Consider the following 20,281-nt stretch of genomic DNA (forward strand, 5'->3'; position numbering starts at 1 on the left):
GCCTCAGATTGTCAAATCCGAGCGGAGCCTGACCTCGTCGACCTCCCAGTAGCTGTGCTCCCGATCGTCGAGCAGCACCACCGGCAGCCGATCCCCGTACTCCGCCCGCAGCTCGGGATCCGTCGCGGCCGCCTCGTCGACGTCGACGGATTCGAGGACAATGCCGAATTCCTCACACAACGGCAGCAGTTGCTCCCGCGCGGTCTCGCAGGAGCCGCAACCGGCCCGGGTGAGCAGGGTGATGGTGTGTGCCACGGCGGTCATGCGTCCACTGTGCCACCGGCCGCGGGCACCTCCTGCACCGATCTGCGGAGACGGATATCACAGCCGTCGGTTGCCGGTGCGTTCCGCCCGGTGCACCCTCGGTGCTGGGGATAGGGTTACCGCAGAATCGGCGATCACAGGAGGTGCGAGTGCCTGGGCTATCACGGCCGACGGGATCGGGGGTGAGCACCGGCTGGCTCGGCGGAGCGGTGCCGTTCCGCAAGCGCGGCAGGCTTCCGCTCGGTCCCAGCGACGCACAACTACGGGCCAACCGGGCCGGCGAGGCGAGCGCGGACGCCGCGATCGCGCTGCACGCCGCCGAGACCGAGGCCGTCGCCGCCGAGGCGGGCGCCGGGACCCCGGACACCGCGCCCGCGGTGCCGCTGGACCTGACCGCCGCCGCATTCTTCGACGTCGACAACACCATGGTCCAGGGCGCGTCGATCATCCACTTCGCCCGTGGCCTGGCCGCCCGCAAGTACATCTCCTACGGCGACATGGCCCGGTTCGGCTGGCAGCAGGTCAAGTTCCGGGTCACCGGCAAGGAGAACAGCGGCGACGTCGCGAGCGGCAAGGAGAAGGCGCTGGCCTTCATCGCCGGACGCGAGACCGCGGAGTTCACCCGGCTCGGCGAGGACATCTACGACGAACTGATCGCCGACAAGATCTGGCCGGGCACCCGGGCGCTGGCCCAGATGCACCTCGACGCCGGGCAGCAGGTCTGGCTGGTCACCGCCACCCCGGTCGAGTTGGCGCAGGTGATCGCGAAGCGACTCGGCCTGACCGGCGCGCTGGGCACCGTCGTCGAGAGCGAGCAGGGCAAGTTCACCGGCCGCCTGGTCGGCGACATCCTGCACGGACCCGGCAAGGCGCACGCCGTGCGCACCCTGGCCGTGCGCGAGGGCCTGAACCTCAAGCGGTGCACGGCCTACTCGGACAGTCACAACGACGTGCCGATGCTCTCGCTGGTCGGCACCGCGGTCGCCATCAATCCCGACACCGATCTCAAGGAAGTCGCCAAGACCCGCGGCTGGGAGATCCGGGACTACCGCACCGGACGCAAGGCCGCGAAGGTCGGCGTGCCGACCGCGCTGGCACTCGGTGCGCTCGGCGGCGCCCTGGCCTCGGTGATCGGTCGTCGCAAGCACTGACCTGCACCCGTGGCGATCCCTCCCCCGCAGGGCGGGGTCGCCACGGGCGGCGTGGCCGAGTCAGCCCATGAACACGTTGCGACGCTTGGCGAGCAACCGGTAAAGCGTCTGCTGGATGTTCTCGCGGACGTGGTCGGTGACCTCGAAGAGCACCATCGGGTCCTCCGCGGCGACCGTGTCGTAGGAGTCCGTGACGATCGGCTCACCGAACTCGATGTACCACTTCGACGGCAACGGGATCAGCCCGAGCGGGCCGAGGTGCGGGAAGAACGGCGTCACCGGGAAGTACGGCATCCCCAGCAGCCGGGCCAGCGACTTGATGTCGCCGATCTTCGGGTAGATCTCCTCCGACCCGACGATGGAGCAGGGGATGATCGGGGCGCCGGTCCGGATCGCGGCGCTGACGAAGCCCCCCCGACCGAAGCGCTGCAGCTTGTAGCGCTCGCTGAACGGCTTCCCGATCCCCTTGAAACCCTCCGGGAACACCGCCGCCACCTCGCCGCCGCGCAGCAATCGCTCGGCGTCCGGATTGCAGGCCAGGGTGTGGCCCGCCTTGCGGGCGATGTTGCCGACCACCGGCATCTCGAAGGCCATGTCCGCGGCCAGCATCCGCAACGGCCGGTGCGCCGGATGGTGGTCGAACATCGCCACCGAGGTCATCAACCCGTCGATCGGCACCACGCCCGCGTGGTTGGCCACCACCAGCGCGCCACCCTCGGCGGGCACGTTCTCGATGCCGCGGACCTCCACCCGGAACCACGAGTCGAACAGTGGGCGCAGCAGCGGCAGCCACACGTTCTCCGTGAAGTGCGGGTCGAAACCGAACTCGTCGACCTGGTAGTCGCCGGTGAGGCGGCGGCGGATGAACTCGGCCGTCGCCACCACCTGGTCCGCGACCATCCCCCGCGCGGAGTCGAGCAGCGCGCCGGCCAGCCCCGGTGCATCCGTGTCGGCCGACGCCGGCGGAACCGTGAACAGTTCGGTCGGCTCGGAGGGGGTGACCGGTCCGCCGCCGTGCCGGGCACGCACCCGACGCGGCCCGGAGTCGCTGTGCAGCGGGATGACCTTCGCCACCTCGTTCGCCTCGTTCGCCGCGTCACTCATCGCGTCGCCCCCGTAGCCCCAACCAGCCGGCCCACGCCGGATTCCACCGAGCGCAGCCATTCCCTGCTGATGACGGGACTGAAGCCCGCGCCCCGGATCGTGTCGTCCATCGCCTGCAGCGACGTCCAGCGCGGCTCGAATCCCAGCTCCGCGCGCATCCGGTGGGTGTCGAGGCCGCAGCCGAAGTGGTAGTAGTCCAGCTGCTCGTTGGTGAAGTCCCGCATCACCGATCCCATCATCGCGCGGCCGAGGGTCCGGAACAGCGGGTACGGCACCGGGACCGCGACGCCGCCCGCGCGGCGGATCGCCTGGGAGAGCATCACCACGCCGTCGGCGGCTACGTTGAAGGTGCCGGCCGGCCCGGCCACCGTGGCCCGTTCCAGGGCCGCCAGCGCATCCTCCTCGTGCAGCAACTGCATCCGGGCGTCGCGCCCCATGATGATCGGGACGACCGGCGAGTTCAGGAACTGCGAGACCGCGCCGTGCAGTCGCGGGCCCACCAGCGGCGCCATCCGCAACAGTGACACCGCGATCTCCGGGCGCCGCCGGCCCAGCCCGCGCGCGTACCCCTCGATCTCGATGGTGTCCTGGGCGAAGGCACCCCGCGGCGGCGTCCGGGCGCTCATCTCCTCGGTGAACCTCGCGGGGTCCTTCGCGCTGCAGCCGTAGACCGCGCTCGAGGACCGCACCACCACCTTGCGGACGTCCGGGGACTTCTGGCACACCGCGAACAGCTGCATGGCGCCGAGGACGTTCATGTCCTTCATCGCGGTCCGGTTGCCGGACTTGGGCGCCTTGTCGATGGTCGCCGCGTGGACGACGGTGTCGACCTTGGCGCCGCGGATCACCTTGCCGATGAGCGGGTTGCGAATGTCCGCACGGACGAACTCGGCGCGCCCCATCCGGCGGAGCATGTCCTTGCTCGGGGAGACGGCGTCGACCGCGATGACTCGTTCGATGCTCGGATCCTGCGCGAGCCTGGTCACCAGGTAGCCGCCGAAGAACCTGCTCGCCCCTGTCACCAGCACTACCCCGGGGGGCTGCACCCCTCGATCGCCAACTGCCACCACTCCCACACCCCGTTCGTGATCGACCAACTGTGGCTGACGCCACGACCCGCTCCCCTGCGAGCCTAACCCCGACGACGCCGGGTCCGAGAAAGATTAACGCTACTGAAACACGCCATCCACCTGCCGTTTTACTGACGAAGACGCATCAATTCACGGGCCGGCCGGAATCGATCGAGACGAATACGACGATTCCGGCGGACCCACCCCGAGACCCGTCACACGGCGGCCGGGCACCGCCGAAACGCGGTACCCCAGAAACGCGGCACCCCGAACGCAGCGATGCCCGCCACCTTACGGTGACGGGCATCGATTGGGCACTCGGCCCACACGCCGGATCGGCGTGCCTGCAGCTCGGCGAACTACTTACCGAGCTTCCTACGCTGCACCCGCGTCCTACGAAGCAGCTTGCGGTGCTTCTTCTTCGACATGCGCTTGCGTCGCTTCTTGATAACTGAACCCATGGCGGGTGTCCCTCACGTTCTTCTCTAGCGTTCCTGCGCACGCCGGTTACGTACGCGTGCGTTACGAATCTGGCGCTGTAGCCACCATCCACTAGCCCAGCGCCTGACGACACCGGCTGGCACGACGATTAGTCATCGTACCGGTGTCGCCCTGCTCCGCCGAAACCGAGCGTGGCTTACGAGACTTCAGCCCGCGTCGAAATACGACGTCTGCAGGTAGTCGTGCACTGCCTTCGCATGTACCCGAAACGAGCGACCGACCCGAACCGCAGGCAGTTCGCCGCTGTGCACCAACCTATACACCGTCATCTTGGAAACCCGCATCAGGGTCGCCACCTCGGCGACCGTGAGGAACTGCGTGCCACCGAGGACGGGCTGACCGTCTCCGGCCGATCCCTTCGACTTACTTGTAGACACCATTAACTTGTATACCTCCGGCACATGTCGCGCCGCCGGCTTCCCCTCCGGCGGTACAGACACGCACGTGCTAACCGCAGTTTACCGGGACAGATGGTGTTGATGCGACGGGTGTGAGCGAAAACGGCTGTGAATTCCGGATTCGACACCGGCCGGCCTCCCGCGTCGCGGCGAGCCASGGGAGGCCGCGGCCCTATTCGGCCGACACGCCCGCCTTCTCCGTCGGGGCACCCAGGGCCGCCGACTTCACCTTCGCGGCCGTGAGCGCGTCGTAGAACGCCGTACGCAGCCCACCCCGCTCGAGTTCACGCACCGCGGCGGCGGTGGTGCCGCCGGGCGAGGTGACCGCCGCGCGCAGCTCGGTCGCCGACTCCCCGGACTCCGCCAGCATGGCCGCCGAGCCCACCATCGTCTGCACCACGAGCTCGGACGCCGTCGCCCGGGTGAGCCCGAGGCTCACGCCCGCGTCGACCATCGCCTCCGCGACCAGGAAGAAGTAGGCCGGGCCGGAACCCGAGACCGCGGTGACGGCGTCGATCTGCGCCTCCGACACGGTGACCACCTTGCCCACGGACCCGAGCAGCTCCCGCACTGTCTCCAGGTGCTCGGCCTTGGCGAAGCGGCCCGCGGCGATCGCACTGACACCCTCGCCCACCAACATGGGGGTATTCGGCATCACCCGGACCACCGGGACGCCGGCGGGCAGCTTGTTCTCGTACCGCCAGGTCGGCAGGCCGGCGGCCAGCGTCACGATGAGCTGCTCGCGCTCGCCGTCGAGGTCACCKGCCGCCAGCTGCGCGACCACCGGGTCGACGTCGCCCGGCTTGACCGCGATGACCACCACGTCGGCGCCCTCGGCCGCGTCCGCGACGGTCGTCACCCGGATCGCGTACTGCTCCGCCAGCTCGGCTGCGCGGGCCGGGAACGACTCCGCGACAACCAGGTCCCGAGCCGCGCGCCCGGCCTTCAACAGCCCCGAGATCAGCGCCTCGCCGATCCGGCCGCCACCGATCACTGCAATTCTCGTCATGCCCGCCAGCCTGCCAGCCCACCCACGGGTGTGGCCACGCAGGTCCGCCCGTCAGCCCTTCGGGATCATCGCGAGCTGACGGCTCTGAACGACGGTCTGCCCGGTCTGGTCGAGCACCACGTGGTCCTCCTCGAACCAGGTATCGCCGAGGACGGTAGCGCTGGCCATCACCCGCAGCCATCCGGGTGCCGGGCGCCGGCGCAGGTAGGTGGTGAGCTGGACGGTCGGCGCCCAGCCGAACATGCCCCGGTTCATCGTCACCGGGGCGCTGAGGTCGCCGGTCATCAGCGCGAACAGCAGCGCGACGTCGGGATCGGCCTCGTCCTCGGCGAAGGGCCGGACCCACATCCGGTTCACCGGGTCGCCCTGCTCGCCCGCCAGGAACCGCGCGGCGGACGGGTCCACCCGCAGGTCGCATCCCTTGGCCACGTGCACGATCTGACCCATCGGGTGGTCCGGGACGATGTGGACGGCGTCCGCGGGCGGCTCGGCGGACAGGTCCGCCACCGCGAGCGGAACCTGGTGCCGGGGCTCGCCGACGTCCAGGACGCCGAGGGTCACGGCGACCGAGACCGCGAGCCGGTCCCCCTGGTACAGGTCCACGTCGACCAGGCAGACCTGCCGGCCGCGCTTGCGGACGGTGGTGGCCAGGCGCACCTCGCCCGGGTCCGGCGCGCTGACGTAGCTGGCGCTGACCGAGATCGGCTGCATCGCGCCGGCGTCGTCGCCCGACGCACGGATCGCGTCGCGGGCGGCGGCGGCGCACACGGCCATCATGCAGCCGCCGTGGACCTTGGGGCCGATCGTCCAGACCGCGTCGACGACGGCGCCGAAGTTGCCCTCCCCGAGGTCGGTGAGCGTGGTCAGGTCCGCGAACGGCCGGGTGGAGGTGAGGATGGAGGGAGCGCTCATGGGGTGTCCTCTCGGAGCAGTTGCGACGGCTCGGCCGTCAGGGTTCGGGACGCGATGTCCTGGTGGGCGAGGCGGCGCATGGCGGCGAGCACGGGTTCGTAGACCGCGGTCCCGAGCACCGCGTACTCGACCGCGGCCTCCGTGGACCCGACCGGCATGTGCGCGAGGTCGAACTCGGCGATCGCCTGGACGTGCCGGCCGTAGTTGTCGAGGCGTTCGACGGTCATCGGGATGCCGACCGCCTCGACCGCCGCGAGCGCCCGGTCGAGCTGCCCGACTGCCGGGAAACGCGGGTCGTAGACCTGGCCGAGGTGCTCGAGCGCCCACTGCGCCCGGGGGTTCTCTCGCGGGGCCGGGACGTCCGGGTCGGGGTACGGCGGAAGCGCCGCGACGGCCCGGCCGAGCGTCTCGAACAGGTCGTCTCCCGGATCCTCGGTCAGCCGGACGATGACGCGGATCTTGTGGATCGGCAGACCGGCGCCGGCCAGCGCCTTGATCAGCGCCAGGCGGCGCAAGTGCCTCTCGTCGTACCGGGACTGGGTCGCGCTGGTCGCCTCGCCGGGCATCAGGACGCCCTCGCGGAGGTAGTACTTGATCGTCGCGAGCGGCAGTCCGGACCGCTCGACCAGCTCGGATACACGCATCGAACCTCCGGACGGGCGGTCGGATCGTCGGCCGTTGACGACCCTATTGGACAGTTCTAGTATCCAATACTAGATACCGGAGCTATCCATTGCTACTCCGGGTCAATCTGCCACCGATCGAGGAGCCCTGTCATGGATCCCGTTCTCACCGTCGTCGCGGGTGTCACCGTTCTCACCGTCGTGGGCATCGCCTTCGGCGGCACGTTCATGCTCCGCATCGTCACCGGAAGCCGGGGCGCGAACGCCCTGCAGAAGACGATGTTCCGGGCCGGCCACGCGCACGCGGGTGTGCTGGTGACCCTCGGCCTGGTGGTCGCGCTGCTCACCCAGGCCGCCGGCGTGGCCGCGACGTGGTCCGCCGTCGGCTCGATCCTGGTGCTCTCCGCCGCGATCCTGGTGCCGGCGGGGTTCTTCCTGTCCGTGCTCGGCGAGGACCCGCAGCGCCCCAACGCGTGGATCCGCTCGGTGTGGGCCGGGTTCGCGGTGCTGGTGGCGGGACTGATCGTCGCCGGCGTCGCGACAACCGTCGCCGGCGTCAGCGCACTGGGTTGAGCCGATACCCCGCACGCGAGATCGGGGGTACCGCGAGGGTGCGTCAGGCGGTGGCGGGCCGCACCGCCAGGTGTTCGCGGGCGAAGCTCAACGACTGCCCCAGCATGGACGCCCGCTCGGCGCGGGTCCGCGCGTTCTGGGTGTTGATCTCGAGCACCACCTGACCGTCGAACCCGCTCTCGGTCAGGTGCCGGCACACCTGCGCGCACGGCTGGGTCCCGTGCCCTGGGATGAGGTGTTCGTCCGCTGACGCGCCGCGACCGTCGGCGAGGTGCAGGTGCTTGAGGCCGCTCCCCATCCGCCCGGCCAACTCCAGCGCGTCCATGCCCGCGGTCGCGGTGTGCGAGAGGTCCAGCGTGTAGTGGGCGTGCCCGGTGTCGGTGGGGTCGTACGACGGCGCGAAGGCGGACACCCCGCGACCGGGGCCGCCGCGCTTCTCCAGACGCTGCGCCGAGGCCGTCTTGGTGCCCCAGAACCGGTCCGTGCGCATCGGGAACATGTTCTCCACCGCGACCACCACGTCGCTGCGCTCCTCCAGGTCACGCACCTGGTCCGCGAAGCCGTCCGCGTAACGCCGCTGCCACCGGAACGGCGGGTGCACCACCACGGTCCGCGCGCCGAGCGCCTCCGCTGCCCGCACCGAACGCTCGAGCTTGGCGACCGGGTCCGCTCCCCACACCCGCTGCGAGATGAGCAGGCAGGGCGCGTGGATGGCCTGCACCGGGACCGCGTACTTGCGGACCAGTCGCTTGACCGCGTTCATGTCCTGGCTGACGGACTCCGCCCAGACCATCAGCTCGATGCCGTCGTAGCCGAGCTCGGCCGCGAACTCGAAGGCGGCCTCGGTGTTCTGCGGGTAGGCAGAGGCGGTCGACAGCCCCACCAGAATTTGCCTGTTACCGTTCCGGCCGCCGTCTGTCGCCATGTCTACCCCGTCAACTCGAGCTGAGTACGAAGGCCAGTGGGCCGATCGTCACGAACACCCCGACGATCACCGCGATGAGCAGGCTCACCATGTCGTCGGTCTGGCGCAGGATCCGGACCACCGCGACCAGTCCGGCGATCACCAGCACTGCGAGCACCAGCGCCACCCAGGGCAGCATCTCCCACAGCGTCTCGAAGCCCTTGAACAGCAGTCCGCCCGCGACGACCGCGACCAGCGCCTGCCCGGCCAGCACCGCCCACTGGCGAGCCGGGCTGCCCTCGGCCGCCTCGCCGTCGTCGGACCCGGAGTCGTCCGCTGCGCTGTCCGCTTCGGCCTGCGGTGCGGCGTCGTCGGCAGACTTGCCGCGTCGTGACCTGCGGCCCTCGTCCGCGTCGGTGATTCGCGGGAACTCGCCGGTGGTGTGGACCTGCGCCCGGGCGTCGTCGAGCGTCTCGTTGCGCGCGGTGCGCCCTGCCCCGGACTTCCGCAGCGGTTCGTCCTGGGGCGAGGCCCCGGACAGCAGGGCCGGCTCGCTGCCGGCGAACGGCGTGAACGCGCCCGCCGTGCGGGCGGAGTTCCCGAGCGCCTTCGCCGCCGGCTTCTCTGCCGCGGCCTTCTCTGCCGCCGCCCCGCTCTTGGCCGGGCCGGACTTGCGCGCGGCATCAGCCTTGGCCAGTACAGCCTTGTCCAGAGCCGGGATCGCCTGCGTGTGGTCTTCCTCGGCCGGCGCCGTCGGGGTGGCCGCGCGGGACGCCGCGGGCGTGATCGTCCGCATCTGCGGCATGGCCGCCGTCAGCGGCATGGCCGCCGTCTCGGGCCTGGCCGCCGCCTCGCGCCTGGCCGCCGTCTCGGTCTTGGCCGGCGTCTCGACCTTGGGCACCGCCTTCGAGTTCAGCGCCGCTTCGAACTTCAGGGCCGACTCGGACTTCGGGGCCGCCACCGGCTTCGCGACCACCTCCGGCTTCGCGGCCGGCACCGCGGGCGCCGTCGGCTCCGCTTTCGGGGCCGCGCCGGACCTCAGCGCCGCCTCGAACTTCAGAGCCGACTCGGACTTCGGGGCCGCCACCGGTTTCGGGGCCGCCTCGGGCGTGGCCGGCAACTCGACCGCCACCGGCGGCGCGGGCTCGACCACTGCCGGCGCGGGAGCCGGCTCCGGCACGGCCACCACCACCGGCTCGGGGGCCGGCGCGGGGGCCGGTGGTTCGGGAGGCTCCGGGCGGTCCCGCACCACCGGGATCTCGCCGGTCAGTTCCGCCACAGTGATGCCACCGGCGACGCCACGACGCCGCCGACCGCCACGAGACTCGACCTGCTGTCCGTTGCGGGCAAGAAGTTCCGCAACGGAGATCTGGCCCGTGTTCTCCGAACCCTCGCTCATCGCGCCACCACCAGTTCGCCGCCCATCTCAGTATCCAGTTTGCGCAGGATCAGTCCTTCGCGCAGCGCCCACGGACAAATCTCCAGTTCGTCCACCGACAGTGCCCGCATGGTCGCCTCCGCGATCAGTGCGCCGGCCACGATCTGCTGCGACCTGTCGGCGCTCACTCCCTCCAGTTCGGCGCGGTCGGCGGTCGTCATCCGCGAGATGAACGCGATCAGCTGCCGCAAACCACTCGAAGTCAGTGTCCTACGCACACGCGGTCCGGCGGCGGAGGGCGCGGCGCCGGTGAGTCGGGCCAGCGACCGGAAGGTCTTGGACGTCCCGACCACGCGGTCCGGCGTCCCCGCGGCCCGCAGCTCCTTCGCCGGCTCCACCAGTTCCGCGTCCAGCCAGTCCCGCAGCACCGCGATCCGACGCTTGCCCGGCGGGTCGGCGGACAGCCAGTCCCGGGTCAGGCGGCCGGCACCGAGCTGCAGCGAGAAGGCGACGTCCGGGTCCTCGTCGCCGCCGCTGGTGAGCTCGAGCGAACCACCGCCGATGTCGAAGTTCATGATCCGGCCGGCGCTCCAGCCGTACCAGCGGCGCACCGCGAGGAAGGTCAGCCGGGCCTCGTCGACGCCCGAGAGCACCTCGAGCCGCACCCCCGTCTCCTCTCGGACCCGCGCCAGCACGGCCTCCGAGTTGTTCGCGTCCCGCACCGCCGAGGTGGCAAAGGCCATCAGCTCGCCGCACCCCGAGGTGGACGCGATGCTGGCGAAGTCGCCGACCGCGGCGACCAGGCGGTCGGCACCGGCCTCGGTGATGTCGCCACGGTCGTCGGTGTTCTCCGCGAGCCGCAGCGTGGACTTGGTTGAGCTCATCGGCGTGGGATGGGCGCCCCTGTGGGCATCCACCACGAGCAGGTGAACTGTGTTGCTTCCGACGTCGAGCACCCCTAAACGCACGTGACCACGGTACTGGGTCTACCGTCGGGCACTGTGACAGCAGGCAATACCGCGCCCTCGGACAAGATGGTGCCGACCCCCGAAGTCGACCTCGACTTCCCCCGCGAGTGGATCGAGTTCGTCGATCCGTCGAACGCGGAGCACGTCGTCGTCGCGGACCTGACCTGGCTGCTTTCCCGCTGGACCTGCGTCTTCGGCACCCCCGCGTGCCAGGGCACGGTGGCCGACCGGCCGGACGACGGTTGCTGCTCGCACGGCGCCTTCCTCTCCGATGCCGAGGACCGGGACAAGCTCGACAAGTCAGTGAAGTTGCTCACCGCGCAGGACTGGCAGTTCATCGACAAGGGCCTGGGCAAGAAGGGCTACGTCGAAGAGGACGACCTCGACGACGAGCCGGCCGTGCGGACCCGGCGCTACAAGGGCGCCTGCATCTTCCTCAACCGACCCGGCTTCGACGGCGGTATCGGCTGCGCGCTGCACTCGATGGCGCTGCGCAAGGGCATCGAGCCGCTCGAGGTGAAGCCGGACGTGTGCTGGCAGCTCCCGATCCGCCGCACCCAGGAGTGGGTGGACCGGCCGAACGGCGAGCAGGTGCTCAAGACCACCATCACCGAGTACGACCGACGCGGCTGGGGCGAGGGCGGCGAGGACCTGAGCTGGTACTGCTCCGGTTCGCCCGACGCACACGTGGGCGCGAAGCCGGTGTGGCAGTCCTACGCCCCGGAGCTGACCGAACTGCTCGGCGACGAGGTGTACCAGGAACTGGCCAAGCACTGCCGCCGCCGGGCCGGCCTCGGGTTGATCGCGGTGCACCCCGCGACGACGGCCGCCCGCGAGGCCCGCGGTCGCTGAGCCGGCAGACCCGCGCGCAGCCGGCACCGAGCCGGTAACGCCCACCTCGTCCCCGTCCGACACACCCTGCGAGGGGCACGCCGGTGTTCCCGGTGAGGGGACATCATGTTCAAGCACGTAGTCGCCGTCGCGGCCCTGGCCGCAGGCGCCGCACTGACGCTGGTGCCCGCCGCCTCCGCGGTCAGTCCGGACGACCCGTACGGCTGGAACACCTACAACGACAAGACCAGCACCTTCGTCGCGCCGCTGGATCCCGGTGCCTTCACCGACAAGGCAGACAAGGCGATCGTGCTGAGCCCGTTCGGCACCACCCGGACCATCGAGTGCAAGGGCGACGGCCACTATGTGGGCGTAGCCTGCCGGCAGTCGGACCCCGCCGGCGTCCAACACGACCTGGTCCCGGTGATGAAGGCCCCGATGCGCGCCGTGTGGGTCTACAACCCGTTCGACGCCCCCAGCAGCTGACGGCCTGCCGGTCCTGGCCCGCCAGGACCGGCCAGGACTCGTGCAGCACGTCCCGCCAGTACCCCACGCCGGGCGGACCGGGCGGACCGGTCCGCCGCACTATGCTCGACCGGTGGAACTTCACCTGGTCAACTACTTCGTAGCGGTGGTAGACCATGGCAGCGTCACCGCGGCGGCGCGGTCGCTCTACATCACCCAGCCGTCGCTCTCGCAGGCCATCCGCACCCTGGAGAGGAACCTCGGCAGCCCCCTCTTCGAACGGGTCGGCAGGCGGCTCGTGCTCACACCCGCGGGCCGGGACTTCGACGCCGCCGCCCGCCGCCTGCTCGCCGACCTCGGTGCCGCCCGCGACAAGGTCGACGCCGTCCGCGAATTGCGTGCGGGTTCACTGGAACTGGTGACGTACTCGACCTTCGCCATCGACCCGACGGTGGACCTGGTGCGACGCTTCCGCGAGCGGCATCCCCGCATCACCGTGACCATCTTCGACACAGCCGGACCCGAGGGCGTGTTCACCGCGCTCCGACAGGGGCGGGCCGAGGTCGGCATCAGCAGCCTCGTCGGCGACCACAGCCCCCTGCACGCGGTGTCGCTCGGCGAACAGGAACTGATGCTCGCACTGCCCGAGGCCCTCGCCGCAACACTGCCGGATCCCGTTCCGCGAGAAGCGGTCCGGTCGGTACCCCTGATCGTCGACCTGGGCAGCGTGCCCGGCAACGGAGTCACCCCCGACCTGCTGGCCGAGAACGCGGAGAACGTCGTGGTGGACTCCACCCGCCCCAGCCTGACCTGGGACCTGGTCCGCCTCGGCGCCGGCGCCACCATCGTCTCGCGCGCCGTGGCCGCCAGCCAGTTGCCCGCCGTCACGGTGCGATCCTTGGACCCTCCGCTGACCCAGACGGTCGCACTGCTGACGCGCAAACCGCCGCTGTCGCCGGCCGCGGAGGCGTTCCTGCAACTGGCCGGCGCCCAGGACTGGGGCGAATGACGTGGACCTGAAACAGATCGAGTACTTCCTGGCCGTCGTCGACCACGGCGGGATCGCGGGCGCGGCGCTGACCCTGGGCGTCGCACAGCCGACGATCTCGACCGGCATCCGGAGCCTCGAGCGGGCCCTCGGTGTCCCGCTGTTTCACCGACTGGGCCGGGGCATGGTCCTCAGCYCCGCCGGTCGTGCGCTGCTCGGACCCGGGCGTCAGATCCTGCGTGACACGGCCGCGGCCAAGTACAACCTCGCCTCGACCAGTGCGTCGCTGGTCGGACGCCTCGACATCATGGCGATGCCGATGCTGGGCCTGACCGCGCTGGCCGAGGCGATCGCCGCGTTCCGAGCCCTGCACCCGCGGGTCATCGTGCACATCAAGGAATTTCGTGACGACACCGCGCCGGTCGAACTGATCCGGGACGGCCACTGCGAGTTCGTTGCGAGCCACATCCCGCTGCCCGAGGCCGAGGCCCTGCAGTCCCTCACGTTGACCGTGCACGAGTACTGGTTGGCGTACCCGCCCGGCACCGTGCTGCCGCCGGGCCCGGTTCCACTCGCGGTGCTCCCCCGGATCCCGATGGTCTGGTTGTCGGACGACCGTACCGTCGTCGCCCGACGGGTCCAGCACGAGATCCAGAAGGTCGGTCAGGCGCCGCCGAGCGCCGCGATGGTCGAGCACCGCGAGTCCCGGCTTCCGCTCGTCGTCGCGGGAGTCGGTGGCGCCGTGGTCGAACGGTCGACCGCCGAGTCGATGGCCGAGCAGGCGGTCGTGCGGCCCATCGCGCCGCCGCTGAACCGGGCCATGGGCCTCACGTTCGACCCGGACCGACTCTCCGTCGTCGCCCGAGAGTTCCTGGCGGTGGTCCGGGAGCGTTCGCCGTTCTCCGACCCACCCGGTTAGCCGGCGCCCCCGGCCGCCGGTTGCAGCCGGCCGGACGGCCCCGGGTCAGACCGCGACCTGCTCGCGCAGTCGCTCGCGCAGCGCAGCCTTGACGATCTTGCCCGTGGGCGTGATGGGAAGCTCGTCCAGCAGCACCACCTCGCGGAGCTTCTTGTACGGAAGCACCTGTGCGGCAACAAAGTCCATCAGCTCTTCGGGTGCCACCCGTGAGCCGGGCGCCGGCACGACGAAGCCGACCGGCTCCTCCCCGACCCCTGCCGTCGCGCGGCCCACCACAGCGGCCGAGCGCACACCCGGATGGGTGAGAAGCACCTCTTCGATCTCGCGGGGATAGACGTTGTACCCCTTGTAGATCAGCATGTCCTTGATCCGGTCGGAGATGAAGACGAATCCGTCCTCGTCGATGTGCCCGACGTCGCCGGTGTCGAGCCAGCCGTCCACGAACTGCTGGGCGGTCTCGTCCGGCCGGTTCAGGTAGCCGGCGGCCACCTGTGGTCCGCGGACCCACAGCGTGCCAGGCTCGTTCGCGCCCAGCACCGCTCCCGAGCCGTCCAGGGCCCGGACCTGGACCTCGGTGTCGAACATCGGGACCCCGACGCTGCCGTCCTTGGCCGGGTATCGCCCGATCATCGGCGACCCCGTCACCAGCGCGGTCGCCTCGGTCATCCCGTACCCCTCGCCCACCCGGGCCCGGGGGAAGGTGGCACGCAGCGCCGCGAGGGTCGACAGGTCGATCGGTGCCGCGCCGGAGGTGACCAGCCGCACCGAGGTCAGGTCGCGGCGGACGGCGTCCGGATGTGCGGTCAGCGCGTGCCACATCGCCGGGCTGCCGGCGATCGCAGTGACCCGGTGCCGCTCGATCAGCTCGAGCATCCCGGCCGGGGTGAACCTGCCGGCGAAGACGTTGGTGGCCCCCGCCAGCAACTGGGTGTTCATCCCGATCAGCGCATGCGCGTGGAAGAGCGGGGACACCACGATCGACACGTCGGTACCGAGGCCGAAGTCCCAGGACGGTTCGCGAACCCGGTCCGCGAACCCGATCAGCCCGTCGGGCTCACGCACCAGTGTCAGACCCGACCTCGCCATCATCGTCTGGGCCAGGTTCGCGACGATGTTGCGATGCAGCACCCGCACGCCCTTCGAGACGCCGGTGGTGCCGCCGGTGTAGGCGAGGTGCGCGACCTCCTCGCCCGTCACGTCGAGGCAGGTGTACTCCACAGGCGCCCCGGACACGAACTCGTCGTAGTCGACGACGCCGCCCGAATGCGGAGACCGGGTCGCGGACGCACCGGCCGGCCGATGCACGATCGTCAACTCCACCGCGGTGCCCGCGGCGGCCGCGGCGGCGTTCTCGTACTGCGCGGCCTGCGTCACCACGGCGCGGGCGGCGGTGTCGCACAGCTGGTGCCGCAGCCCGGCGACCGGCTGGACCGGGTTGACCAGGGACACCGTCGCGCCGGCCCGCAGCGAGCCGTAGTACGCGACGACGAACTCGATGCCGTTGGTCAGGTGGATCAGCACCACGTCGCCTCGGCCGATCCCGGCGCCGTGCAACGCGGCGGCGAAACATCCGGTACGCGAACCGAACTCCGCGTAGGTCAGGGTCGTGTCGCCGAGCACGAATGCGACCCGGTCCCCGTAGTGCCGGGCCGCGGTCTCCGGCAGCCGGGCCGTGGTGACCTCCGGGTAGTCGACGGACCCGGCGAAGAAGTCGGTTCTCGTAATCAGCATTGTTGCTCTCCAATCACCCGGGGAACTCGGCGAACACGGCGGCCGCGGCCGCCGCTGGTCGGCGGCCGCCGCGGCGAACGGGTCAGGCGCGCTGGCGGTCCCGGGCCGGATTCGCCAGGATCAGGACGAGCACCGCACAGGCCGCGGCGATCGCGCCGAGGATCTGGAACGAGAGGGCGTACCCCTGTGCCGCGGTCGGGGCGTGGTCGACGATGACGCCGGTGGCGTACGGCGCAACCAGGCCACCGGTCGCCATGATCGCCAGGAAGAAGCCGAGCGTGCCTGCCGTCTGTCGCGGCGGGCACAGGTCCGAGATCATCGCGCTGAACAGCGGCATCACCGGGGTGCAGAAGCCGTACCCGACGGAGACCACGACGACCGCCAGCGGCGCCGAACCGATCGAGGGCAGCAGGAACAGCAGCAGTCCGCAGATGAAGACGCCGACGACGGGCATCACGATGCGAACCGTGCGGAGGGAGGCGCCGCGGACCAGCAGCCGGTCGCTGATCGTGGAGATCGAGAGCATCAGGACCAGGCCGACGGCGCTCGGGATCGCGAACATCAGGCCCGCCTGCAGCCGGCTGTAACCGAGACCCAGCTCGAAGTACGACGGCAGCCAGGTGAGGACCACCGCGACCATTGCGTAGCAACTGGTGATGAGGACCGCCGCAGAGATGAACGTCCGGTTGAGGAAGATCTTGCGCCACGGGACGGTGGGTTCGCTCGCCTCGGTCTCCACCGGCTCGGCCTTCGCCGACTCCCGTCGGATGTACGGACCCTCGCGCCAGGTGAATATCCACACGACGCACCAGATCAGGCCGGCCACGGCCAGGACGCTCAGCGCGGCGCGCCACCCCAATGTCGCGGTGACCACGGCCAGCGCCGGCGCGATCGCGATCTTTGCGATGGACTGCGCCCCCGCGATCAGCGCGCCCGGCAGGCCACGCTTGGACGGCTCGTGCCAGGAGTACGCCGCGGTGAGGCTCAGCGCGGCGGCAGGACCCTCGAACAGTCCCAGCACCAGCCGACTGACGATGAGAACCGCGAACGAAGCGGAGACGATCAGTGGCAGCACCGTCAGGGACCAGCCCAGCGCGAGGATCACCAGCGCCCAGCGCAGCGAGACAAGGCGATTGACGGTACCCGCGAAGAACCCGCCGATGGCGAAGGTCAGGAAGAAGAGGCTGCCGGCGAGGCCGATCTGGGACGCGGTGAGGCCCAGGTCCTTCGCCAGCGGCTGCGCGATGATGCCCAGCACTGCCTTGTCGGCGTTGTTGATCGTGCCGAGCGTGACCAGGAGCCCGGTCAGGCCCCAGGCCCGGCGTCGCGTGAACAGGCCACCGGCCTTACCTGGCCGGAAGTCCTGCTCGGCCGGAGTTGCCTCCGACTTGTCGAGCGCCGGGATAGACGTCATGTTGCCCCTCTTCGGTCGCGGGGTGAGCCAATCGCCCGACCCACCCCGTAGTGCCGTGGATCACATCACGTTCTATTCAACGGCCCGTTTCACGCCCGATCAATACGCAGTCGACGAAGCGACCGAACACGTCTGCCTATGGATCCGCGGCGGGCSGCTCCGTCGGATCAGCCCTCGAGCTTGTACCCCAGCCCGCGCACCGTGACCAGGTGTTCCGGCTTGGCAGGGTCCGCCTCGATCTTCGAGCGCAGGCGCTTGACGTGCACGTCGAGGGTCTTGGTGTCGCCCACGTAGTCCGAGCCCCACACCCGGTCGATCAGCTGACCACGGGTGAGCACCCGGCCGGAGTTGCGCAGCAGGTACTCGAGCAGGTCGAACTCCTTGAGCGGCAGGGTGACAGCATCCCCGTTGACAAGCACGGTGTGCCGGTCCACGTCCATCCGCACCGGACCGGCCTCGAGCACGCCGTCGGCGAGCGCCCCGTCCACGTCGTTGTCGGCGCCGCGGCGCAGCACCGCACGGATCCGCGCGATCAGCTCGCGCGCCGAGTAGGGCTTGGTGACGTAGTCGTCGGCGCCGAGCTCCAGCCCGACCACCTTGTCGATCTCGCWGTCGCGGGCGGTGACCATGATGACCGGCACCCCGGACCGGGCCCGCAACTGCTTGCAGACGTCGGTACCGCTCATGCCCGGCAGCATCAGGTCGAGCAGGACGATGTCGGCACCGGCCCGGTCGAACTCGGCCAGCGCGGACGGGCCGTCGCCGACCACCGTCGCCTCGAAGCCCTCCCGCCGGAGCAGGAACGCCAACGGGTCGGCCAGCGACTCCTCGTCCTCCACGATCAGCACGTTCGTCACCGGTTGGCCTCCAAATTCGTTGCGGCCTGCGGCCGCACAGTGTTGTCGATCGATACGGTCTTGCCTGGTGTAACGGTGGGTTCGGGGATCGCGGGATGCACCGGCGGCTCGTCGTCGAGGAGTTCGTCGTCGACGGCCGTCTCCTGGTGGCCCGGGATGAACAGGGTGAACGTGGAACCGGTGCCCGGCTTGCTCCACAGCGTGATCGAGCCGTTGTGGTTGGCCGCGACGTGCTTGGCGATCGCCAGGCCCAGACCGGTGCCGCCGGTGGCCCGGGCCCGCGCCTTGTCCACCCGGAAGAAGCGTTCGAAGACCCGCTCCTGGTCCTCCTTGGCGATACCGATGCCGCGGTCGGTGACGGCAATCGCCACCTCGTCGCCGCGGCGGGTGCGGCTGACCGACACCGGGGAGCCCTTGGGCGAGTAGGCGATGGCGTTCTCCACCAGGTTCGACAGCGCGGTGATCAGCAGGGTGCGATCGCCCAGCACCTCGAGCCCGCTCGGCCGGTCCGCGGTCACCTCGATGCCGGCGGCCTCGGCCGTCACCCGCGAGCGGCGCATCGCCTCCTCGACCACCTCGTCGACGTCGACGACGTCGAGGTCCGGCAGCTTCTCGGCGCCCTGCAGCCGGGACAGCGCGATCAGTTCGCCGACCATGTTGCCGAGCCGCTTCGACTCGGTGAGGACGCGCTCGCCGAAGTGTCGCACCGACTCGGGATCGTCGGCGGACTCGAGCAGCGCCTCGGCCAACAGGCCCATCGCCCCGACCGGGGTCTTCAGTTCGTGGCTGACGTTCGCCACGAAGTCGCGGCGGGTGGCCTCCATCCGGACCTGTTCGGAGTCGTCGTCGGCGAAGAGCACCACGAAGCGGCGGTCCTCCTCGCTGAGCAGGCGCGCGATCCCGCGGACGGCGATCTTGCCGCGTCCACGGCCGGAACCGCGCAGGCTCAGGTCGATCTCCACGGTCTCACCGGTGTCGAGGACCCGGTTCGCGGCGACCCAGGCCCGCTCGTCGACCAGCCGGTTGCGGACCAGTCCGAGTTCCTCGGCACGCGGGTTGAACAGGACCACGTCCTGGAAGGCGTCGACCACCGCGATGCCGCTGTGGGAGGCGAGGACGATCAGGTCGAGCACCTGGGACATGGTGAGGCCGGACTGTTCCGCCTCCCGGCGGGCGAAGCGCCGCCGCACCCATGGGACCAGGACGCCACCGACCAGATAGCCACCGACAGCGGCGGCCACGGCCAGCAACACGGCCTGAACGATGTTCACAATTGAATCGTACGGTTCGGTGAACCCCCACCGAACCCGGGTGCGGGCATTTCTCCGCACGTCACGGGCATGCCGAGCCCCGTTTCCCGGCTGTTCACCTGGCGTTCGCCCGGACCCTCCGCCGTGACGGGAGGGTCCGGGTCAGCAACATCGTCGGCTACTTCGCGCCCTGGCTGGCGACGGCCGCGGCACCGGCCGCGGCGGCCTCGGGATCGAGGTAGGTGCCGCCCTTGTTGATCGGCTTCAGGTTCTCGTCGAGGTCGTAGCGCAGCGGGATCCCGGTGGGGATGTTCACGCCGGCGATGTCCTCGTCGGAGATGCCGTCCAGGTGCTTGACCAGCGCGCGCAGCGAGTTGCCGTGGGCGGTGACCAGGACGGTCTTACCGGCCCTGAGGTCCTGGGAGATGGTGTCCTCCCAGTACGGGATGAGCCGCTTGACCACGTCGAGCAGGCACTCGGTCAGCGGGACCTCGCCGATGCCGGCGTACTGCGGGTCGGTGTCCTGGCTGTACTCGCTGCCGGCCTCGATGGCCGGCGGCGGGGTGTCGTAGCTGCGACGCCAGAGCATGAACTGGTCGTCGCCGTACTCCGCCTTGGTCTGGGCCTTGTTCTTGCCCTGCAGGGCGCCGTAGTGCCGCTCGTTCAGACGCCAGTCGCGCACGACCGGGATCCAGTGCCGGTCGGCGGCGTCGAGGGCCAGGTTGGCGGTGTTGATCGCGCGACGCAGCAGCGACGTGTACAGCACGTCCGGCAGCAGGTCGTGCTCCTTGAGGAGCTCGCCGGCCCGCTTGCCCTCCCCGATGCCCTTGTCGGTGAGGTGAACGTCCACCCAGCCGGTGAACAGGTTGAGGGCGTTCCATTCGCTCTCGCCGTGGCGGAGCAGCACAAGTGTTCCAGTACTCATGTGTCAATCCTGACACGCCCGCCGACGCCCCTGCGACGAGCGTCTG

At 70.3% G+C, this 20,281-nt stretch carries 22 protein-coding genes; 6 read left to right on the forward strand and 16 right to left on the reverse strand.

Features of this window, described 5'->3' with window-relative positions:
• Positions 1-3: 3 nt before the first annotated feature.
• Positions 4-264: a glutaredoxin family protein gene (locus AC1DU4_RS04670; protein WP_072842621.1), complete on the reverse strand. Its 261-nt coding sequence runs from the start codon at positions 262-264 to the stop codon at positions 4-6.
• A 149-nt stretch (positions 265-413) separates the two neighbouring features.
• Here AC1DU4_RS04670 and AC1DU4_RS04675 point away from each other — a divergent pair, with 149 nt between their 5' ends.
• Complete coding sequence (locus tag AC1DU4_RS04675; protein WP_477837903.1) at positions 414-1,415, forward strand: HAD family hydrolase; 1,002 nt, start codon at positions 414-416, stop codon at positions 1,413-1,415.
• 60 nt (positions 1,416-1,475) lie between these two features.
• On the opposite strand, the gene AC1DU4_RS04680 is transcribed toward AC1DU4_RS04675, so the two are convergent.
• The 7 genes from AC1DU4_RS04680 to AC1DU4_RS04710 form a co-directional block, all read right to left on the reverse strand.
• Positions 1,476-2,519 carry a lysophospholipid acyltransferase family protein gene (locus AC1DU4_RS04680; RefSeq protein WP_477837904.1) on the reverse strand — a complete coding sequence of 348 codons (1,044 nt, stop codon included), beginning with the start codon at positions 2,517-2,519 and terminating at the stop codon, positions 1,476-1,478.
• Entirely contained in the window at positions 2,516-3,547 is a 1,032-nt protein-coding gene (locus tag AC1DU4_RS04685; protein ID WP_477837905.1) for an NAD-dependent epimerase/dehydratase family protein, read from the reverse strand. Before AC1DU4_RS04685 ends, AC1DU4_RS04680 begins: the two co-directional genes overlap by 4 nt.
• A gap of 401 nt (positions 3,548-3,948) precedes the next feature.
• Complete coding sequence (locus tag AC1DU4_RS04690) at positions 3,949-4,050, reverse strand: 30S ribosomal protein bS22 (RefSeq protein WP_003402602.1); 102 nt, start codon at positions 4,048-4,050, stop codon at positions 3,949-3,951.
• A gap of 186 nt (positions 4,051-4,236) precedes the next feature.
• Complete coding sequence (locus AC1DU4_RS04695) at positions 4,237-4,470, reverse strand: helix-turn-helix domain-containing protein (protein WP_072842822.1); 234 nt, start codon at positions 4,468-4,470, stop codon at positions 4,237-4,239.
• A 190-nt stretch (positions 4,471-4,660) separates the two neighbouring features.
• Positions 4,661-5,497, reverse strand: a complete 837-nt coding sequence (gene proC / locus AC1DU4_RS04700) for a pyrroline-5-carboxylate reductase (protein WP_072842617.1) — start codon at positions 5,495-5,497, stop codon at positions 4,661-4,663.
• A gap of 51 nt (positions 5,498-5,548) precedes the next feature.
• Positions 5,549-6,409, reverse strand: a complete 861-nt coding sequence (locus AC1DU4_RS04705) for a thioesterase family protein (RefSeq protein ID WP_477837906.1) — start codon at positions 6,407-6,409, stop codon at positions 5,549-5,551.
• Complete coding sequence (locus tag AC1DU4_RS04710) at positions 6,406-7,053, reverse strand: MerR family transcriptional regulator (protein ID WP_477837907.1); 648 nt, start codon at positions 7,051-7,053, stop codon at positions 6,406-6,408. The genes AC1DU4_RS04705 and AC1DU4_RS04710 overlap by 4 nt, the downstream gene beginning before the upstream one ends.
• Positions 7,054-7,185: 132 nt before the next feature.
• Here AC1DU4_RS04710 and AC1DU4_RS04715 point away from each other — a divergent pair, with 132 nt between their 5' ends.
• A complete protein-coding gene (locus AC1DU4_RS04715) occupies positions 7,186-7,605 on the forward strand; it encodes a hypothetical protein (RefSeq protein ID WP_477837908.1) in 420 nt (139 codons plus the stop codon).
• A 43-nt stretch (positions 7,606-7,648) separates the two neighbouring features.
• On the opposite strand, the gene AC1DU4_RS04720 is transcribed toward AC1DU4_RS04715, so the two are convergent.
• The 3 genes from AC1DU4_RS04720 to AC1DU4_RS04730 are packed head-to-tail and all read right to left on the reverse strand — an operon-like array spanning position 7,649 to position 10,855.
• Entirely contained in the window at positions 7,649-8,530 is an 882-nt protein-coding gene (locus AC1DU4_RS04720; RefSeq protein ID WP_477837909.1) for a sugar phosphate isomerase/epimerase family protein, read from the reverse strand.
• Between the two features lie 10 nt (positions 8,531-8,540).
• Entirely contained in the window at positions 8,541-9,908 is a 1,368-nt protein-coding gene (locus AC1DU4_RS04725) for a hypothetical protein (protein WP_477837910.1), read from the reverse strand.
• Positions 9,905-10,855, reverse strand: a complete 951-nt coding sequence (locus tag AC1DU4_RS04730) for a Ppx/GppA family phosphatase (RefSeq protein WP_477837911.1) — start codon at positions 10,853-10,855, stop codon at positions 9,905-9,907. Before AC1DU4_RS04730 ends, AC1DU4_RS04725 begins: the two co-directional genes overlap by 4 nt.
• Before the next feature lie 66 nt (positions 10,856-10,921).
• Between AC1DU4_RS04730 and AC1DU4_RS04735 the strand changes: the two genes are divergently transcribed.
• From AC1DU4_RS04735 to AC1DU4_RS04750, 4 genes are all read left to right on the forward strand, one after another.
• Positions 10,922-11,707, forward strand: a complete 786-nt coding sequence (locus AC1DU4_RS04735; RefSeq protein WP_477837953.1) for a DUF3109 family protein — start codon at positions 10,922-10,924, stop codon at positions 11,705-11,707.
• Positions 11,708-11,812: 105 nt separating this feature from the next.
• Complete coding sequence (locus AC1DU4_RS04740; protein ID WP_477837912.1) at positions 11,813-12,172, forward strand: hypothetical protein; 360 nt, start codon at positions 11,813-11,815, stop codon at positions 12,170-12,172.
• A 112-nt stretch (positions 12,173-12,284) separates the two neighbouring features.
• Entirely contained in the window at positions 12,285-13,160 is an 876-nt protein-coding gene (locus AC1DU4_RS04745) for a LysR family transcriptional regulator (protein WP_477837913.1), read from the forward strand.
• Position 13,161: 1 nt separating this feature from the next.
• Entirely contained in the window at positions 13,162-14,058 is an 897-nt protein-coding gene (locus AC1DU4_RS04750) for a LysR family transcriptional regulator (protein ID WP_477837914.1), read from the forward strand.
• A gap of 45 nt (positions 14,059-14,103) precedes the next feature.
• Here the strand turns inward: AC1DU4_RS04750 and AC1DU4_RS04755 are convergent, their stop codons facing one another.
• From AC1DU4_RS04755 to AC1DU4_RS04775, 5 genes are all read right to left on the reverse strand, one after another.
• Positions 14,104-15,789 carry a class I adenylate-forming enzyme family protein gene (locus AC1DU4_RS04755; RefSeq protein ID WP_477837915.1) on the reverse strand — a complete coding sequence of 562 codons (1,686 nt, stop codon included), beginning with the start codon at positions 15,787-15,789 and terminating at the stop codon, positions 14,104-14,106.
• Positions 15,790-15,871: 82 nt separating this feature from the next.
• A complete protein-coding gene (locus AC1DU4_RS04760; RefSeq protein ID WP_477837916.1) occupies positions 15,872-17,203 on the reverse strand; it encodes an MFS transporter in 1,332 nt (443 codons plus the stop codon).
• A 167-nt stretch (positions 17,204-17,370) separates the two neighbouring features.
• Positions 17,371-18,060, reverse strand: coding sequence for a winged helix-turn-helix domain-containing protein (locus AC1DU4_RS04765; protein WP_477837917.1), 690 nt, complete (start codon positions 18,058-18,060; stop codon positions 17,371-17,373).
• Positions 18,057-19,331 (reverse strand): sensor histidine kinase, encoded by a 1,275-nt coding sequence (locus AC1DU4_RS04770; protein WP_477837918.1) that lies wholly within the window; start codon positions 19,329-19,331, stop codon positions 18,057-18,059. The genes AC1DU4_RS04765 and AC1DU4_RS04770 overlap by 4 nt, the downstream gene beginning before the upstream one ends.
• Before the next feature lie 157 nt (positions 19,332-19,488).
• The gene (locus AC1DU4_RS04775; RefSeq protein ID WP_477837919.1) at positions 19,489-20,235 is read right to left on the reverse strand and encodes a phosphoglyceromutase; all 747 of its coding nucleotides are present in this window, start codon (positions 20,233-20,235) and stop codon (positions 19,489-19,491) included.
• Positions 20,236-20,281 lie beyond the last annotated feature (46 nt).

The organism is Rhodococcus sp. P4_F5, assembly GCF_056401315.1.

Excerpts from the sequence above, each read along its gene's own strand:
- AC1DU4_RS04670 (WP_072842621.1), bottom strand. The coding sequence starts at position 264 with ATGACCGCCGTGGCACACACCATCACCCTGCTCACCCGGGCCGGTTGC.
- AC1DU4_RS04680 (WP_477837904.1), bottom strand. The coding sequence starts at position 2,519 with ATGAGTGACGCGGCGAACGAGGCGAACGAGGTGGCGAAGGTCATCCCG.
- AC1DU4_RS04690 (WP_003402602.1), bottom strand. The coding sequence starts at position 4,050 with ATGGGTTCAGTTATCAAGAAGCGACGCAAGCGCATGTCGAAGAAGAAG.
- AC1DU4_RS04695 (WP_072842822.1), bottom strand. The coding sequence starts at position 4,470 with ATGGTGTCTACAAGTAAGTCGAAGGGATCGGCCGGAGACGGTCAGCCC.
- AC1DU4_RS04705 (WP_477837906.1), bottom strand. The coding sequence starts at position 6,409 with ATGAGCGCTCCCTCCATCCTCACCTCCACCCGGCCGTTCGCGGACCTG.
- AC1DU4_RS04710 (WP_477837907.1), bottom strand. The coding sequence starts at position 7,053 with ATGCGTGTATCCGAGCTGGTCGAGCGGTCCGGACTGCCGCTCGCGACG.
- AC1DU4_RS04715 (WP_477837908.1), top strand. The coding sequence starts at position 7,186 with ATGGATCCCGTTCTCACCGTCGTCGCGGGTGTCACCGTTCTCACCGTC.
- AC1DU4_RS04720 (WP_477837909.1), bottom strand. The coding sequence starts at position 8,530 with ATGGCGACAGACGGCGGCCGGAACGGTAACAGGCAAATTCTGGTGGGG.
- AC1DU4_RS04725 (WP_477837910.1), bottom strand. The coding sequence starts at position 9,908 with ATGAGCGAGGGTTCGGAGAACACGGGCCAGATCTCCGTTGCGGAACTT.
- AC1DU4_RS04735 (WP_477837953.1), top strand. The coding sequence starts at position 10,922 with ATGGTGCCGACCCCCGAAGTCGACCTCGACTTCCCCCGCGAGTGGATC.
- AC1DU4_RS04740 (WP_477837912.1), top strand. The coding sequence starts at position 11,813 with ATGTTCAAGCACGTAGTCGCCGTCGCGGCCCTGGCCGCAGGCGCCGCA.
- AC1DU4_RS04755 (WP_477837915.1), bottom strand. The coding sequence starts at position 15,789 with ATGCTGATTACGAGAACCGACTTCTTCGCCGGGTCCGTCGACTACCCG.
- AC1DU4_RS04760 (WP_477837916.1), bottom strand. The coding sequence starts at position 17,203 with ATGACGTCTATCCCGGCGCTCGACAAGTCGGAGGCAACTCCGGCCGAG.
- AC1DU4_RS04775 (WP_477837919.1), bottom strand. The coding sequence starts at position 20,235 with ATGAGTACTGGAACACTTGTGCTGCTCCGCCACGGCGAGAGCGAATGG.